Source organism: Streptomyces sp. NPDC049813, assembly GCF_044465085.1.
Taxonomy (GTDB): Bacteria; Actinomycetota; Actinomycetes; order Streptomycetales; family Streptomycetaceae; genus Streptomyces.
Genome location: NZ_JBITLI010000019.1, coordinates 1 through 15995, shown reverse-complemented (window position 1 = coordinate 15995; position 15995 = coordinate 1). Strand labels below are relative to the sequence as shown.

The window sequence follows — 15995 nt, the reverse complement described above, 5'->3', positions numbered from 1 at the left end:
GCTGGGGTCGCGAAGTCTTCCTGTGGGGGGAAGCCTTGATGCAACGCACCCTAGGTGCGCGGTTCTCGCGTGCCCGGAACAGATCCCGCACGGCTGCGCTGGCGGTGCTCGCCTCCGGCGCGCTGACCGTGTCGCTGCTGCCCGCAGCGGCCGGCGCCGCCGCCGCGGACGACCCGTCCTCGGCGTGGGGCAAGGACGCCCCGTCGTTCTCGATGCCCAAGGTGCAGGTCGGCCCGAACAGGCCGGTGACGTCCGAGGCCGAGCGCACCCCGTCGAAGGATGTCGCGGCCTGGCGCGCGGCGCAGAAAGAGCGGGCAAGAGGCGGCAGTGACACCGCCGCCCGCAGCACCACCGCACCGTCGTTGCTGACGTACGTGCCCGAGGGACAGGGCGCGGTGCCCTGGCACCGGATCAGCGATTTCGCGATCACGGACGCACTCACCGCCCGGATCGACTTCTCGACCGGCAACCTGATGCTGGCGGCTACCGACTTCTCCATCGCGGGCGTGGGGCAGGACCTGACGCTGGCCCGCACCTACAACAGCCTGGACGCCCCGTGGGGCACGGTCTCCCAGCGTTGGTGGCAGCAGTACGAGCGCTACCTGGAGACCTTCGACAACGAGACCATCCTGTATGACGCCTCGGGCGACACGGTGCGCTTCACCAAGAACAGCGACGGCACCTTCAAGACCCCGGCCGGCTACTCCAAGGATCTCAAGAAGAACGCCGACGGCACCTACACCGTCACCAACTGGAAGTCCGGCTCCAAGGACACGTACAACGCGAACGGCACCTTTACGAAGGTCACCGACCGCAACAAGGGCACCATCACCATCACTCCGCACGGCAAGGGCAAGGGCGATCTGGGCTTCAAGCTCACCGAGACCCGTTCGGGGCGGTGGATCGACCTGGTCAAGACGAACGCCTCGCAGTGGCAGGCCAAGGACAACTCCGGCCGCACCGCCGTCTTTGACCTCGACCCGGACGGCAACCTGGCCCGCACCACCGACGCCGAGGGCAAAACGACCACCTTCGGCTACGACTCCTCCAGCCGCATCACCAAGATCACCACAGCCGAGGGCCGCGTCACCGTCTTCACCTACGACGACGCCAACCGCGTCACCTCCATGCTGCGCGGGACCGGCTTCAACAGCGACGGCCACACCGGCCCGACCTGGACCTACAGCTACACCGCCTCGAGCCCGACGGCGGCCGGGACGACGAAGGCCACCGACCCCGAGCAGCATGCGACGTCGTACAAGCACGATGGGGACGGGCAGGTCACCGAGGTCACCGACGCGCTCGGCCGCAAGCGGTCGACGAAGTACGACGCGAACCGCAACATCGAGACCGCCACCGACGCCATGGGCAGCGGCTCCACCGCCGGGAACGTCACCGCGTACCACTTCAACACCCGCAACAACCCGGAGACCGCGACCAAGCCCACCGGCGGAATCACCCGCAACAGCTGGCAGACCATCGCCGGCGGCGACGTACCCAAGGACTCCACCAACGCCGACGGCGAGAAGACCCAGTTCACCTACGACACGGCCGGGAACACCAAGTCGGTCGCGCAGACTGGCACCGGCGGCGGCAACGTCTCCTACACCTACAACCCCGCCAGCCCCACGTGCGGTGGCTTCGAGGGCCAGCGGTGCGCGCAGGAGACGAAGATGTCGTCGTCGAAGACGGTGAAGACGTCCTTCACCTACGACGACCAGGGCAACCTCACCAAGGCGGCCCCGCCGTCCCCGCTGGGAGCCACGACGTACACCTACGACAGCCTGGGCCGCACCGAGACGATCACTGACGGCCGCGGCATCAAGAAGGTGTTCGCCTACGACAACCTCGACCGCATCAAGACCGTCTCCACCACCCACGACACGGTCCGCTACTGGTACGACGGCGACGGCAACCCGCGCCAGCGCGACGACTCCACCGGCACCGTGAAGTACGAGTTCGACCCGCTGCAACGCGAGACGGTCCGCACGCTCCAGGACGGCTCCCAGACCCTGCTCGCCTACACGCCCGCCGGAAATGTGGACTTCTACCAGGACCCAGCCGGCAAGACCGACTACGCCTGGAACGAGGTGAACACTCTTTCCTCCCTCAAGGACCCGCAGGGGCGGGAGACCAAGTTCGAGTACAACCGCAACGACAAGCGGACGGTCACCAAGTACCCGGGCGGCACCACCCAGACGTACACGCTGGACAATTCGATGCGCCCCAAGGCGATCAAAACCACCAGCGCCAAGGGCACCCTGGTCGACCTCACCTACACCTACGGCTACGGCACCAACGCAGGCACTGACGGCGACAAGATCCGCACCAGGACCGACAACGCCGCGGGCACCAAGACGACCTACACCTACGACGGGGCAGGCCGCTTCTCCTACGCGGCGGAGAACAAGGGCTCCACGCTGAACGAGGCCTGGCAGTACTGCTACGACCTCGCCGGCAACCTCACCAGCCAGGGCGTCACGCCCGGCTGCCCGCGCGGCACCACCTACACCGTCAACGACGCCCAGCAGATCACCGCCAAGAACGGCTCGAGCGCCGGCGACTGGTCCTACGACAAGGCGGGCAACGAAACCACCGGCGCCTCCACCCAGACCTATGCCCGCCTGGGCGCGAGCTGGTCGGACCACAGCCAGATGACCTCCGTCACGCTTTCCTGGCGCAACTTCCGGGGCCAGTACGCCTCCACCGACCAGAGCGAACGCATCCAGCTGGCCGGCACCTACTTCCACAACGGTCCTATCGGCCTGGCCGGCGCCTCAACGGCTGGCGTGGACACGGGATTTGTCCGCGAGCCCGGGGGCACGCTGAACTCCATGACCCGCAGCGGCAAGGCGTACTACTACCTCACCGACGCCATCGGCTCCGTCATCGGCGTGGCCGACGACTCTGGCGCGAAGGTCAACACGTACTCCTACAGCCCCCGCGGCGTCACCCGCACCGACTACACCAGCGAAACAGTGGAGCAGCCCTACCAGTTCGCGGGCGGCTACCACGACCCCACCGGTCTCTACCACTACGCGGCCCGCTACTACGACCCCAACATCGGCCGCTTCACCCAGCCCGACCCCTCTGGCCAGGAACAGAACCCCTACCTGTACGCCGAGGGCGACCCCGTCAACCGCATCGACCCGGCTGGTCTCGCATCCTGGGGCTTCTCCGTCTCGTTCTGCAAAATTGTGTGCGGCGAGGTCGGCATCACCCAAAATCAGGACGGCAGTTGGCACCCCTCAGCAGCTGCGGGCCTGGGGACCGGTAAGGGCATTGACGTGGGAGCCCAAATCAGCGACGGAGACGCTGAACGAGGTGTCACCGGCGAGGCAAAGTGCTCGGCCGGCGGTGTCTCATACGCAAGGGGTACTGACGGTTCGAACTCGCTCGGCAGTGGCTCCGCAGATCCGGAGTGCTCAGCCATGGCGAAATACACGTACTAACCCGCGGAGGCATCAGGTGACACTCGCCGTTCTCGTGACTCAGGACAAGCGCCCAGATGGTCCTAACTGGCTGCCTTGGGTCTTCGTCATCGTGGTAGCTGCGATCTTCATCTTCGGTTTCGTGTCCATGTGGCGCAAGAAGCGATGACCGACTTCTTGAGTTGAGCTTGCGGAGGGGCCGAGAACGGCCCCTCCGCTTACCGGGTGAGAGAGCGAAGAACTGATGCGCATAGCTTTTGGGCTGCTTATGATTTTGGTCGGGGTCGGTTGCGTTGCCCTTTCCGATCGTTCTGCCCGTGGAGATCAAGAGAAGTCGAGAGTGGTATTCGGTCAACGGAGCGGCTCTGTCGCGAAGGCATATGGCATGGTGATGTATATTCTCGTCGGATCGGCCCTGGCCGTGGCGGGCATCCTCTACGCGACGGGCGTTATCTAACATAAATGTCGCATATTTGTGCTCCTTCTCGTGTGGTTCAGTGCGAGAGCTACTGCCGAATGCGTAGAAATGTGGCCGACAACCTCTGTATGAGTCCGTGGGAGGTGTCCATACGTACCGTCGTAATAGTGCGCCCCGCCTGGCGCACTGGCGCGAGTTCCAGGGCTGGTCACGAGGGCCGTCTGCTTCGGCGGTCAGCACGCGATCTGGTCCTGCTTGCCCTCTCCCGGCGTCGCGCACGCCGCTCCCGGTAGTGCAGGTACTCCAGCCACAGATCCCGCTTGTGCTCGGAATCCGACGGGAAGAGGACGGGAGCCAGCCAGATCACGCCCGTCACCACGACCGCCAGACCGACCACGACAGCGACGACCCACCACGGGGCCCCCGCCCCCGCCAGGGCCAGGACGGGGGCACCGGCGCCAAGGGACAGCGCTCCGCGCCAGCGCGGGACAGCCGGACCGGCCGCCTGCTGCGCGCCGGTCCCGGCCGCAGGTCCGGGCTCCGGCGTGATCGGTATGGAGGGTGCGGACCGGGAGACGGAAGAATGCCGTGCGGGGCTCATACGGGTACTCCGGGGACGACGAGGGGCGCGGGTGACGGCCACCTGCCTGGTGGCGTCCGCGTGGGGTGACACGCCTCGCGGTCGGCGCCCCCTCGGTACCGCGCCTGCGGCATCCGGGGCTGCCACCACAGTAGCGGGATCCGACGCGGACGTTGCAACGACAGGGTTCAGGTGTGGGGCGGTCGTCATCGAGACTCCTCGAGGCAGCAGGTGGACGGCTTGGAATCAGCGGCACAGCAAGACAGCGGACAGACCGTGCACGGACCCGGGCGCTTGCGTCTCCTCCTGCCGGTGACGGCTTGTTCATCCCGTAGGGCTCAAAGAGGGGAGCCGGACAGCAAGGGCCGGGCACGAGATACGCGCGCACGGTGAAGGCCCGGGCACAGGCCCGGGCCTTCACCCGATGTTCAGGGGGGCCGAATGCCAGGGGCCAACCCCCTTCTCTTTCCTTCGAAGGGAGCCGGTGACCTCCCACAAGTGATGTCGTAATCAGAGGAAGATGTGACGCTGTGCCTGTAGAAGGCACGGCAAGGGCCCAGGTCGTCCGGCCCGGACCCTTGCTACTTCTACTGAGTCGACTGCCTGACGCATGGGTTATGTCGTAATCCCGCGCAGATGTTTCACTGCCAGCCTCACCAGCGCATGCCGAGTGCATCGAGTGCCGACCGCCGTTGCTCGCTTCACCGGCCGCTCCTCGGCTTCGGCCGCCTCGATACCGAGGACACCCAGCAGCCACTGCTGCGCCGGTACCAGCTGGTCGAAGCCGTAGCGCTGCGCGGTGACCCAGCGTCCGAGGTCCTCGTCCTGGGCCATGACCTTCCCCGCCTTCGTAAGCAGGCTCCCGCGGTCGGCCAGGTGGGCTTGGACCAGCCGTCAGCGGGGGCGGGTGCCTGCCTTGGGGCCGCGGGCTATTCGCGGTCGCCGGTGGAGGCGATGAGGGCGATGAGCGTGAGCAGGCAGACGGTGAGTGCGATGACCTGGCCGGGTTCCCATCCCTGCTGCAGGGCCAGAGCGAGGGCGGCAGTGACCACGTACGGCCAGGAACGGCCGTGGGACTGGGGGGAATTGGGTGCGGGCATGGGCTGTCTCCATGGGTCGGATGGGTGTGCTGGAGACTCACCGTGGGGCATGGTTTCGTTGTCCATCACGGCTGAATGCGTTGCCGCAGGTGGAGACGGCTAGCCCAGGGACAACGCGGGTTTGTCCCTGGACATCAGGACACGGGGGAGTGGATGGGACGTCCACTGGGGGAGCTGAGAGGGCGGACGGAGCAGGCCAACGAGTTCGCCCGCTGGCTGCGGATGATCACCCGGGGCGTGACGGTGCGCCGGCTGGAGAGCGATCTTCCCTATGGCAGGTCGTCCTGGAGCGGGTTCCGCGACGGCAGCCGCCTGCCCGAAGCCAGCCTGGTGAAGCGGGTTACGGACCGCTACCTGCACGAGCCCGTCATGCGGCAACGCCAGGCGGAGCGCGGGCTGGCCCTGCTCCGGGCCGCCGAACAGGCGGCGAAGGCGCTGCAGGATCAGGAGGAGAACCCGTCGCTCCGCGGTGACCTCTCCGGACTGCTGTCGGCCCAGCGCAAGCTCGACCCTGTTACCGCTGCACTGCTTCGCCTGGACGATGCCCGCCTGCGCCAGATCGAAGCGATGCAGGCACTGTCGGCGTCCGAGCGGCGGCGGGAGGAGCTGGAAGCCATGATCTCGGTCCTGGAACAGCGCATCACCGTGCTGGAAGGAGAGCGCGAACGCGCACGCGAGGACGTGCGTGCCGAGCTGCAACGCGAGCTGCAGATGTCGCGCGAGTACCGGCGCCAGGCCGGCGAGAGTCTCAGCCAGGCGCAGCAGGCCGTCGAGCGGGCTCGCTGGCTGCGGCTGGCGGCGGAGAAGCAAGTCGCCCAGCAGCGCAACGAACTGCGGCACGTCGCCTCCCCGCAGCTCGAAGGCCCGACCCCTTCCTCCGTGCCAGGGGAAACCGTCGCCGACGAGTTACAGCTGCCCCCGCTGCACCGCATCCAGGAATTCCTCGACGCGAACCGCGAGCAGATGGACTCGCTCCACGACGAACTGGACGAACTGGGCGAAGAACTCGGCGAACCAGACACCCGCCCCCACGACCAGGCCCCCGCGCCCCGCATCGTGCAGGGAGCCGTCCTGAACGCCGGAGACCCGGCAGACGTTGTCCACGACCAGGCGTTGGACAAACCGCGAAAACCCCGCACCAGCCCCCTCGCCGCCCCAGCGCCACAACCGGACGGCTCCCCGAGCGCACCGGCCGCGCCCCTCGCTCCCACCGCCCGTCACGCCCCCTCCACAGCTCTGCTCGCCGGCCTGCACACGGCCGACACCCCGGAAGCACTGGCCAAGGCGCTGGGACAGCTGCTGCGCCGCAGTGCAGCGCACGCGGCACAGCCCTCGGCCGACGAACTTGCAGCCGAGCTCGACGACCCGCCGGGACCGCACACGATGCGGCAGCTGGCCAACGAGCTTCCTGCTGAAGTGCGGGACGACGTCCTGCGGGCCACGGTCGGTCGATGGGTCGACGGCGACACGCTGCCCGACGCCTGGCCACATCTCGAGGCCCTGATCAAGGTCATGGGGGTTACGAACGATGAGGCTGTGGCCTTCCGGGACGCCTACGAGCGGATTGTGCACGCCAAAGTGGCCAACGCAGTGGACTGGAGCCCGAAGGAGGATCTGTCGGAACTCATGTCCTTCCGCCGGGGCGTGCGCCGCTTCCTGCGTCGCCGGGCACCGCGCGGGCACGAGCGCTGAGACGGATCGTTGCTGCTTCCTCTGCCCTGGCCGTGCTCACTCTGACGAGTTGCAGTTCCACGCCACCCCGCGTCCCACGGTGCTGACGGCAACCAGCTGGCGCGGTGCTGCCCAGGCCAGCTGCGCGTACGGGGCTCGGGGCGGTAGGACAGTCGAGGCGAGATGTCGGCGAGCCAGATCAGGATTGCCCCTGCGGCCAGAGCGGCCGGGCTGTTCATCGGTGCGCGCCCCCTTCCAGGTTGCCTCATGACGCGCGCGAGATCCTCCGCGCCTGGCGGTGCCTCGGCCGTGCCAGGCAGTCGGGCTTTATCTGTCCGGCCCTGCTGGCTGGCACGACGTGCATGCTGAGCTATGGTCGGTAGTGGAGTCGTACGCAGTCCGTACGGCCCGTCGGCCCGTAAGGGCCTGTAACCACGAAGGGCCGGACCGCTCCAACGGTCCGACCCCTCGCGCGTGGTTCAACTATGAGCCCGGCCGCCTAGTACTCGGCCGGGCTCAGTTATGAGCACAGCCACTGCGGTCGGGGCCACGGTTCACATCCAGAAGGATGCGAGCTCGACCACGATCTTGATGACGGTTCCTGCCGCTCCGAGAGCGGTGAGCCACGCCGTCAGGACCTTGCCCGGGGGCTTGATCCACTTCTGGCGCCGCTTCACCGACTGCCGGTCATCAGGCATCGTCATATTGCACCTCCAACGGTTCCAAGAACCCCTATAACAACGGGGGTTGCCTCTCAAGGTGAGAGGTAACTCGGTGAGGTTCCGTTGGAGCGGTCCCAGCATAGGCCGTGTCCTCAGCCGCGAAACCGCCGCGACCACACCCCCTGGGCCGGTAAGACAATCCAACCACTAGATGTGGGGTTCGGCTGCCTTTGGGGCACCAGAGCGTGTCGCCAAAAGCGGAGTCGCACGCACACTCCCCGGAAACACCACAGGCCAAAGACCTTGATCGGAGTCCGGCCCGTTCCGATATGACTCGGACCGGCGCGACGCACTCGAGAAGGGGGCGGCCAAGAGCGGGTCAGCCTCGGCGCTGGAGCGTACCGGATTGCACCGAATTGCCGCTCTTGCCGGCCGCTGGCCGTACACTCCAGACGCATGATCACGACGAGTAGGCTACGGTTTTTCATTCGAACGTGTGTTTGGCGCAACCTTTCGAAAGGAACTACCGTTGGCTAGCTAGGGAGGCATTCTCGAGTGGTGCCGACCGGCGTGGCCACACCGCAGGCAGTGCCACGATCACTGCCCAGGGCCGCGCCCAGGGACGACTCGAGCCGGTGCATGCCGTGAATGACGCAGCCATGACCCAGGAGGGGCCCAAGCCCGGCCGCTCCTTGCCCGGCCGACCTCCAGGCATCCGCGCCGACAGCTCGGGGCTCACCGACCGCCAGCGTCGTGTGATCGAGGTCATCCGGGACTCGGTGCAGCGTCGCGGGTACCCGCCGTCGATGCGGGAGATCGGCCAGGCCGTCGGCCTGTCCAGCACGTCGTCGGTGGCTCACCAGCTGATGGCTCTCGAACGCAAGGGCTTCCTGCGCCGCGACCCGCACCGCCCGCGTGCCTACGAGGTGCGCGGCTCGGACCTGCCCAGCACGCAGCCCTTGGCTATTCGCCCTCAAGGTCGTCGGTGACTCGATGAGCGAGGCTGTGATCTGCGACGGCGACTGGGTCACGGTCCGCCGCCAGCCCGTCGCGGAGAACGGTGACATCGTGGCGGCCATGCTCGACGGCGCATCCATCGTCAAGCGCTTCAAGCGCGAGGACGACCATGTGTGGCTCCTCCCGCACAATGCGGCGTACCCGGCGACGAGGCGACGATCCTCGGCAAGGTGGTGGCGGCCTCCCGCCGCGTCTGACTCTCCCTGACTGGGCCCCGGAACGAACTGCGCCGGTTCCGGGGCCCAGAGCTGTCCGGGTCGCAGACCTGGCTCGGTGCGCAACCTCGCCGCCGCGTCGATCGCCGCGAGCGAGCGCCGCGCCTGGTTCCGGTCCGTCGTGTACCAGAAGTCCGGCATGTAGGCTCGCTGCCGTGGCATCTCGGCGGGTACTTCTGTCGGGCATGTTGGTGAACTTCGAGACGTGCGTCCCCAGCGGCACGTCGTGCTGCAGACCCATGGAGAAGGCGTCCATCATGACCGCGAGGGTGGGGCCTTGCTTGGACATCTTCGGGAAGACCTCACCGACATCATCTCCTCGACGTCCTCGACCGTCGCCGTCTCCGGGCGCTTGTACGACGTACCCGTCATCAGCGAGGTGATCGCGTCGGCGAGGGCGCGGCCGCCGTCCGAGTCGTAGGCGTGGCCGGTCGCCATGAGCAGGGCGCCCAGGTTCGCGTAGCCGATGCCGAGCTGGCGGAAGGCGCGGGTTTTCTCGCCGATCTTCTCCGTTGGGAAGTCCGCGAAGCAGATCGAGATGTCCATCGCGGTGATGACCAGCTCGACGATTTTCGAGGATCGACTCCATGGAGTCGTCGACGAACAGGATGAAGCAGGCGGAGACCTGCTGGGGCTGCGGCGTGCCCACGTCGGACCACGCCGGCGAGTTGAAGCTGAAGATCTGGTGCAGGAGGGCGTAGGCCAGCTCGTGCTCGAAGATCTCGGCGTCGGCGGGGGAAGAGAAGTACTTGTAGTCCTCGCCGGCCTTCCGATACGTCTTCACGATGCGGTCGATGAGCTGCTTGAGGCTCACCTCGCGCTGCGGGGTGCCGACGGCACTGCGGAAGTACGTGCTGGTGACGATGTTGACCGCGTTCACCGACCAGAACTCGGGGAACTCGACGCCACGCTGCTCGAAGTTGACCGAGCCGTCGCGCCAATTGGTCATGACGACGTCTCGGCTCGCCCATTCCACCTCGTCGTACGGGTGCACGCCGGGGGTGGTGTGGATGCGCCCTGCGCTCGTCGAAGTCGATGTCGACATCGGGCATGGAGACGCGCTCGGGGTTGAGGAACCGCTCGAAGATCAGTCCGTGCGTGATCGGGTCGAGGTCGGTGATGCCCATGGCGTACGCGACGATCGAACCGGCCGCGGAGCCACGGCCGGGGCCCACCGCGATGCCGTTGTTCTTGGCCCACATGATGAAGTCGGCGACGACCAGGAAGTACCCCGGGAACCCCATCTGGATGATGATGTCCATCTCGTACTCGGCCTGCTTCTGCCGGTCCTCGGGGACGCCGCCCGGGTAGCGGCGCTCCATGCCGCGGCGGACCTCCTCCTGGAACCAGGTGACCTCGGTGAAGCCGTCGGGGATGTCGAACTTCGGCATGAGGTCGCGCTTCTCGAACATGCCGGTGGTGTCGATCTGCTCGGCGACCAGGAGCGTGTTGCGGCACCCCTCCTGCCAGGCGTCCGAGGAGTCGACGGCGTACATCTCGTCGGTCGACTTCAGGTAGTAGCCGGTGCCGTCGAAGCGGAAGCGGTCCGGGTCGGAGAGGTTCTTGCCGGTCTGGATGCAGAGCAGGGCGTCGTGCGCGGTCGCCTCGTGCGCGTACGTGTAGTGCGAGTCGTTGGTCACCAGGGGCGGGATGCCGAGCTTCTTGCCGATCTCCAGGAGACCGTCGCGGACCCGCCGCTCGATCTCGATGCCGTGGTCCATCAACTCCAGGAAGTACCGGTCATTGCCGAAGATGTCCTGGTACTCGAAGGCCGCCTGCACGCCCGTGCCTGCACGACGACCTCACTCTCCCTCAGCGATAAGGACAGCCCAGGGCATCCTGGAGATGGTGGCGAACCCGTGCTGCGTGTCCTTGTTCTTGATCTGGCCGCCATGGAGCTGGCGGGGTGCATCCCAGACTTCTTGTAGTCAGGGCACCCCACCAGCTACGGGGTCAGCGCCAGTGGTGAATCACGTAGGCGATACCGACCGCGACGCCGCCCAGGCCTGCCTTGACCGTGATGCGGGTCAGTTCATCCGTCGCGGTGTGCAGCAGCCGTCGGGCGTGACGGCGTGCTGCGGTGGGGCGTTCGGCCTTGGGGGTGCGGCCCAGTTCGGGCTCGTCAGCCTGCTGTTGTCCTTGGGAGCCCGTAGGCTCAGGAGTGGTAGGGATCTCGGCCTCCATCCATCGGTGGTGCGCCAGTCCTTGCGACATGTGGCGGCCTCCTGGGTGAGATCAGGGGGCCGCCGCCGTAACGACCGGCGAGCCCGTCAGGCCGTCGGGAACATTGTGCGGGGTGCTGCTGACAGTCCACGCGTCACGCGGCGGGCACGCTGCGCACGAATCAGCGCCGTCGGAGCTGCCCCGTCGACCACCCGACGTGATGCGTGGTGATCTCCGCAGCCCACTGCTGAACGGCACCGCGAGGATTCTTTGCCGTCTTCGACACCGCGTTCGGCGAGCTCCTTGCAGCGGACCCCGCCGCGTTCCGGGGGAAGTTCCGCAAGATGGCCGCCTCCGCGTTCGCCTTCTATCGGGGCACGGCCTGCCTCTCCTACACGCCAACCCCTACCCGAACGACCGCACCAGCAGGGTGAGCGGCCAGAGCCCTTATACGTGCAACCCCGTCGCGCTTGGGACCATGACCTCGACGACCGGCAACCGCTTCGTGCCCACCCGACCCCGGCGTCAGCGGCACAGCTCGACGCGCTGCGCGATGATGATCTCCCGTAGCGAAGTCGTGAATACGGCCCCGTGCTCCCATGTACGTGTCCACTCAGGTGCCCTTCAGACGGGCATGATGTCTCTGTCTACCCACACCCTTCCTAAACGGACGCAGCCACCGCGGGCGCACCACTCTCGAAGTGCGGCTTGCTCACGACATATGTGACGCTTCACCAGCGCATGTCGAGTTGGTCCAGCGCTGACCGCCGCTCCTCGCTGAGATTGTCGGCCCTGCGCCGTACGTTCGCGGCCCACATCCCCAGATCGATCCGGATCGTCTCCTCCGGTGTGGTCTCGCGTCCGGTGGCGGCGGGCCCGGCCAGTTCCAGGGGCAGCTCCTCGACATGTTTGCGGGGGACGTGGAGGTGGCCTTCGCGGGCGTGGAACTGGCGGGCGGCGGCGAGGTTCAGGCGCCACTTGTCTTCCTGGGTCCGTTTCACCGGCCGCTCCTCCTCCTTGGCGGCCTCGATGCCAAGGACTCCCAGTAGCCACTGCTGCGCGGCCGTCAGCTGGTCGAAGGCGTAGCGCTGGGCGGTGACCCACCGTCCGAGGTCCTCGCCCTGGACCACGACCTCCCCCGTCTTCGTGGGCAGGCTTCCGCCGTCGGCCAGGTGGGATTGTACGAGGCGGAGGCAGCGTTGCCAGCCCGCGTCCCAGGCCGGGCACCAGCCGGGGTCGATGTCATCGAGAAGCCGGCGCCGCTCCTCGATGAGCGCCCCGGCCACCGACCCCACCGGTTCGCCGGCCTCGCGGCGCTCGGAGATCTGGTCGGCGAGCTTGGCCGCGTCGCGCATGTTCTTGGCCCACTTCCCGACGGGATAGTCGTTCCACACGGCCGTGGCGGGCGGCAGGAAGTGTCCGTGTGCCTGCGCCCAGGCCTTCGCGGCGGCCAGGCCGTCGGCGAATGCGTCCTCGCGCGGCGCCCACACCATCCCCAACTCTTCCAGCTCCGCGACCCGTTCAGCATCGAGTCGTCCGGCCTTGTAGGAGCGCCGCTGGTGGGTCAGCCACACCCCGAGCGGGAAACCCGCGGGCGCCCAGTCCTCGGGCGTGACGAAGGCGTACGGCACGTTCAACGGCCCGCCCTCGGACTCCTTCACGTAGCGGGCCGCGGCCTCGATCCCGCGCAGCCAGTACGCGCCCTCCGGCTCCAGGACCCGCAGCCGCAAGAACCGCGCGAGCTCCGCCGGGTCTCGAGGAGTGGAGAACCTCAGCAGCTCCTGTGCCCGGGGACTCACCGCCTCGGCTGCCTCGACCCCCTCCAGAGCATCGACGTCATCCAGGGAACTCTCATCCCCAGCCCCTTCAGCCCCTTCCTCCTCCCAACTCCCGCTGCGCGCACGAGAGTCAGCAAGTGCCTCGATGGTCTCAGTGTCGTGCGCCCGGAGCGCCTCGAGGACCTTCGCGAGGGCTCCATAGGCCGGAGAGGTAAGCAGATTGTCCGCATCTTCATCCGGTCCGAGAAATACCGGCACCACCAAGGATGCGATTTTTCCCTGTCCTGGCTGCATGCGCAGGGCCCGTCCGACCATTTGCACGATGTCCACCATGGAGCCGCGTACATCGCAAAAGGCGACGGAATCACAATTCGCGGTATCGACGCCTTCACCTAGCACTTTCACGGAGGAAAGGACCCGCAAGGCAGCAGGCAGCATCTCCGCCCTGCCGCCACCCCGCACGCCTGGCCCACCCTGGCGAGGCACTGCGCCTGCTTCGGGCTCCTGGCGCTCGATGACGTCGGAGGCGAACTCCTTGAGCACGGCCCGCCGGTGCGCCGGCGGATGCTCGCCGTGCAGCCAGGACGCCCACACCCGCTTCGGATCCGGATACGTCTGCGGATCCTCCTCCCACAGCCGCGCCGCGGCGTCGCCGATCCCGGCGGCCATGGCTTCGGCTTTCGCGACGCGGGAGTGGAAGGTGAGCAGCTTGCGCAGGTTCTCCCGCGCGGCCGCGGTCAGCACTCCGGCCTGCAACGCCGCCAACCGCGCCCCGCGCACCCGCTGCGTCCCCGACCCCAACTGCGCGCGGTGCCCGTATTCGGGGTCGCGGATGTCGACGCACACGACTTGATAAGGGGCGATCAGTCCGTGCTCGATCGCCTCCGACAGCGTGAGCTTGTAGGCGACGGGGCCGAAGACGGGCGAGTCCTCACTCATGCTCGCTACCAACCGCGCCTCCCCACCCTGGCCACCGTCACCGCCACCAGGAGGGGCCCACACGCGGGGCGTGGCCGTCATGTACAGCCGCCGGGCCGCATGCAGCTTGTCCTGGTCGTGGACGGCGGCCCACGGCTTCAGGCCGTCCCCGCTGGTGCGGTGCGCCTCGTCGACCACCACCAGGTCGAACTCGGCTAGGCCGAGCGCGTGTGCCTTGCGCACTACGTCGACGGACGCGTACGTGCCGAACAGGGTCGCGGTGTCCAGGTCCCGCACCCAGTCGGCGAGTTCCGCCTCGTCGGTCGTGCAGGGCAGGCCACCGGAGTCCTTCGCGGGCAGGGAGCACACCCCGACCATCGCCCCGCCCCGACCACCGTCCCGCCGCCAGGCAGTGGCCATCTGCACCAGCAGATCCAGCGTCGGCACCAGCACCAACACCCGCCGCGCCCCCAGGCGCTGGGCGGTGGCGGCGGCGATGAGGGTCTTGCCGGAGCCGGTCGCGGCAATGCACTGACACCGCAACCTCTCGGCGGGCAGACGGCCGTCTGCGGGCCCCTGAAGCGCCCGCGTGACGGCGTCGACCGCCTCGACCTGGTGGGGCCGCAGAACCTGCCCATGCGCCCGTACAGGGGCCCGCCCGGTCACCGCGGGCCCAGCCCGTCGAGCTCGGAGAGCAGGGAGGGGTTGACGAGGGACACGACCGCCTCGATGTCCGCCTGACCGGCCGCCGGCCACAGCTCAGCCCGCGCGGCCCGGTACTTCGCCGCCAGCCGTTCCCGCTTGTCCGCTGGTAGTTGGGCGGCGCGGTCGGGGTGGCTGTTGTGCGCGTTGTCGGCGATCTTCAGCAGCGTGGCCTGGGGATCGGCGGTGATCCGGCGGATCTTCTCCTCGTAGGCCATGTCCGCCTGGTTCGTCACCGCCTCCACGATCTCCACCACCCGCGCAGGCACCCCGCGCTGAAGCAGATCGTCAGCGCTCATGTCGGTGTCCTCGAGGACGTCGTGCAGCAGCCCCGCCATCACCAGCTCGTCGCCGAACGGGACGAGGCCGGCCGCGACCGCCCGCACATGCTCGATATAGGGGACACCGATTTTGTCGACCTGGCCCGCATGCGCGGCAGCCGCCAGAGCGTCAACCTCCGCGACGGAAATCACCGCACCGTGATCTTCGGAACTGACTTCCTCAGCAGAGTTACGCATTCTTTCCTCCTGGGGTTAGACACTGAGTTCAGGATTCAGCGGGGGACGAAAATTACACACCATCCGTCATCCCTCACTCATGTGTCAGGCAAGGGGCGTGTACCTCGATCGGGCAGGCATCTTGAGTGCAGAGCCTAGCTGGGCCATCGCCTTGACACAGTGGGTTGGGAGAGGTTGTCCCGCAACCGTACGGGATCGGTATCTTCGAAGACGGGAGTTGACCGTTTCACCGGCCGGGATCCATGACCGAGGGGCACGTTGCAGGGCGACCCCGTGTGGAACTCCTGTAGCAGGGAGCAATCCTGGCGGGTTCCGGGGTCCGCTTGCCGACAGCCGTCGCGGGCACACGAGCCGGGGGAGGCGGATCGTTGATGAAGAGAATGAAGAGGCGGAAAGTGCCGGCGTGGGCCAGGCCAGGCGCGCGTTGGGTGCCGTGGTTCTACTGGCCGATGCTCTGCCTGAGCATCGCTGTCCTCGTATATCGGATCGTGGACGGCCAGAAGGCAGACCAGATCATCGTCTTCGCCTTCGTGCCAGCAGCGTTCGTCTACATCCTGATCTCGAACCGGAGGCATCGACAACGGCAGCCCGGATCCCAGGACCACCCCCTGGTGTAGCCAGCCGTCTTTCAGGGCCGCGCGGAGCGTGGACCTGTCAGGCCGGATCGCGGAGCGAGCCGAGCCGCCGGGCCGCGGAGCGGATCCGGCAGGCGTCACGGAGTGACGCCCGATTCCACGACGAAGTCGGGGAATCGTACCGATGCGAAGCATCGGTACCCGCCGCGTAGCGGCGGCGCGTCGTGTCTGCGGAGCAGACCGCGCG

8 protein-coding genes and 4 pseudogenes are annotated in these 15995 nt (G+C 67.5%); 4 read left to right on the top strand and 8 right to left on the bottom strand.

Translation table 11 applies throughout. The annotated features are described in order from the left end of the window. Positions 1-38: 38 nt before the first annotated feature. Positions 39-3452, top strand: a complete 3414-nt coding sequence (locus tag ACIBW6_RS30365; RefSeq protein WP_399065210.1) for an RHS repeat-associated core domain-containing protein — start codon at positions 39-41, stop codon at positions 3450-3452. A gap of 1592 nt (positions 3453-5044) precedes the next feature. Here the strand turns inward: ACIBW6_RS30365 and ACIBW6_RS30360 are convergent. Both ACIBW6_RS30360 and ACIBW6_RS30355 read right to left on the bottom strand, forming a co-directional pair. Beyond that, complete coding sequence (locus ACIBW6_RS30360; RefSeq protein ID WP_399065208.1) at positions 5045-5263, bottom strand: hypothetical protein; 219 nt, start codon at positions 5261-5263, stop codon at positions 5045-5047. A gap of 95 nt (positions 5264-5358) precedes the next feature. Beyond that, complete coding sequence (locus tag ACIBW6_RS30355) at positions 5359-5529, bottom strand: hypothetical protein (protein WP_399065206.1); 171 nt, start codon at positions 5527-5529, stop codon at positions 5359-5361. A gap of 153 nt (positions 5530-5682) precedes the next feature. On the opposite strand from ACIBW6_RS30355, the gene ACIBW6_RS30350 reads away from it, so the two are divergent. After that, the gene (locus ACIBW6_RS30350) at positions 5683-7221 is read left to right on the top strand and encodes a hypothetical protein (RefSeq protein ID WP_399065204.1); all 1539 of its coding nucleotides are present in this window, start codon (positions 5683-5685) and stop codon (positions 7219-7221) included. Between the two features lie 533 nt (positions 7222-7754). Here the strand turns inward: ACIBW6_RS30350 and ACIBW6_RS30345 are convergent. Further along, positions 7755-7904: a hypothetical protein gene (locus ACIBW6_RS30345; RefSeq protein ID WP_399065202.1), complete on the bottom strand. Its 150-nt coding sequence runs from the start codon at positions 7902-7904 to the stop codon at positions 7755-7757. 602 nt (positions 7905-8506) lie between these two features. Here ACIBW6_RS30345 and ACIBW6_RS30340 point away from each other — a divergent pair. Further along, positions 8507-9076, top strand: a pseudogene (locus ACIBW6_RS30340) (LexA family protein). Positions 9077-9442: 366 nt separating this feature from the next. Here the strand turns inward: ACIBW6_RS30340 and ACIBW6_RS30335 are convergent. From ACIBW6_RS30335 to ACIBW6_RS30325, 3 genes and pseudogenes are all read right to left on the bottom strand, one after another. Continuing rightward, a pseudogene (locus ACIBW6_RS30335) lies at positions 9443-10139 on the bottom strand (hypothetical protein); the annotation flags it as partial. Next, a pseudogene (locus tag ACIBW6_RS30330) lies at positions 10111-10875 on the bottom strand (DNA polymerase III subunit alpha); the annotation flags it as partial. The pseudogenes ACIBW6_RS30330 and ACIBW6_RS30335, both read right to left, overlap by 29 nt. A 172-nt stretch (positions 10876-11047) precedes the next feature. After that, positions 11048-11308, bottom strand: coding sequence for a hypothetical protein (locus ACIBW6_RS30325; RefSeq protein WP_399065200.1), 261 nt, complete (start codon positions 11306-11308; stop codon positions 11048-11050). Between the two features lie 221 nt (positions 11309-11529). On the opposite strand from ACIBW6_RS30325, the pseudogene ACIBW6_RS30320 reads away from it, so the two are divergent. Next, positions 11530-11652: pseudogene (locus ACIBW6_RS30320) on the top strand (DUF2252 family protein); the annotation flags it as partial. Positions 11653-11988: 336 nt separating this feature from the next. Here the strand turns inward: ACIBW6_RS30320 and ACIBW6_RS30315 are convergent. Further along, positions 11989-14619 carry a Helicase associated domain protein gene (locus ACIBW6_RS30315; protein WP_399065197.1) on the bottom strand — a complete coding sequence of 877 codons (2631 nt, stop codon included), beginning with the start codon at positions 14617-14619 and terminating at the stop codon, positions 11989-11991. Next, positions 14616-15173 carry an HD domain-containing protein gene (locus tag ACIBW6_RS30310; RefSeq protein WP_399065195.1) on the bottom strand — a complete coding sequence of 186 codons (558 nt, stop codon included), beginning with the start codon at positions 15171-15173 and terminating at the stop codon, positions 14616-14618. Before ACIBW6_RS30310 ends, ACIBW6_RS30315 begins: the two co-directional genes overlap by 4 nt. Positions 15174-15995 lie beyond the last annotated feature (822 nt).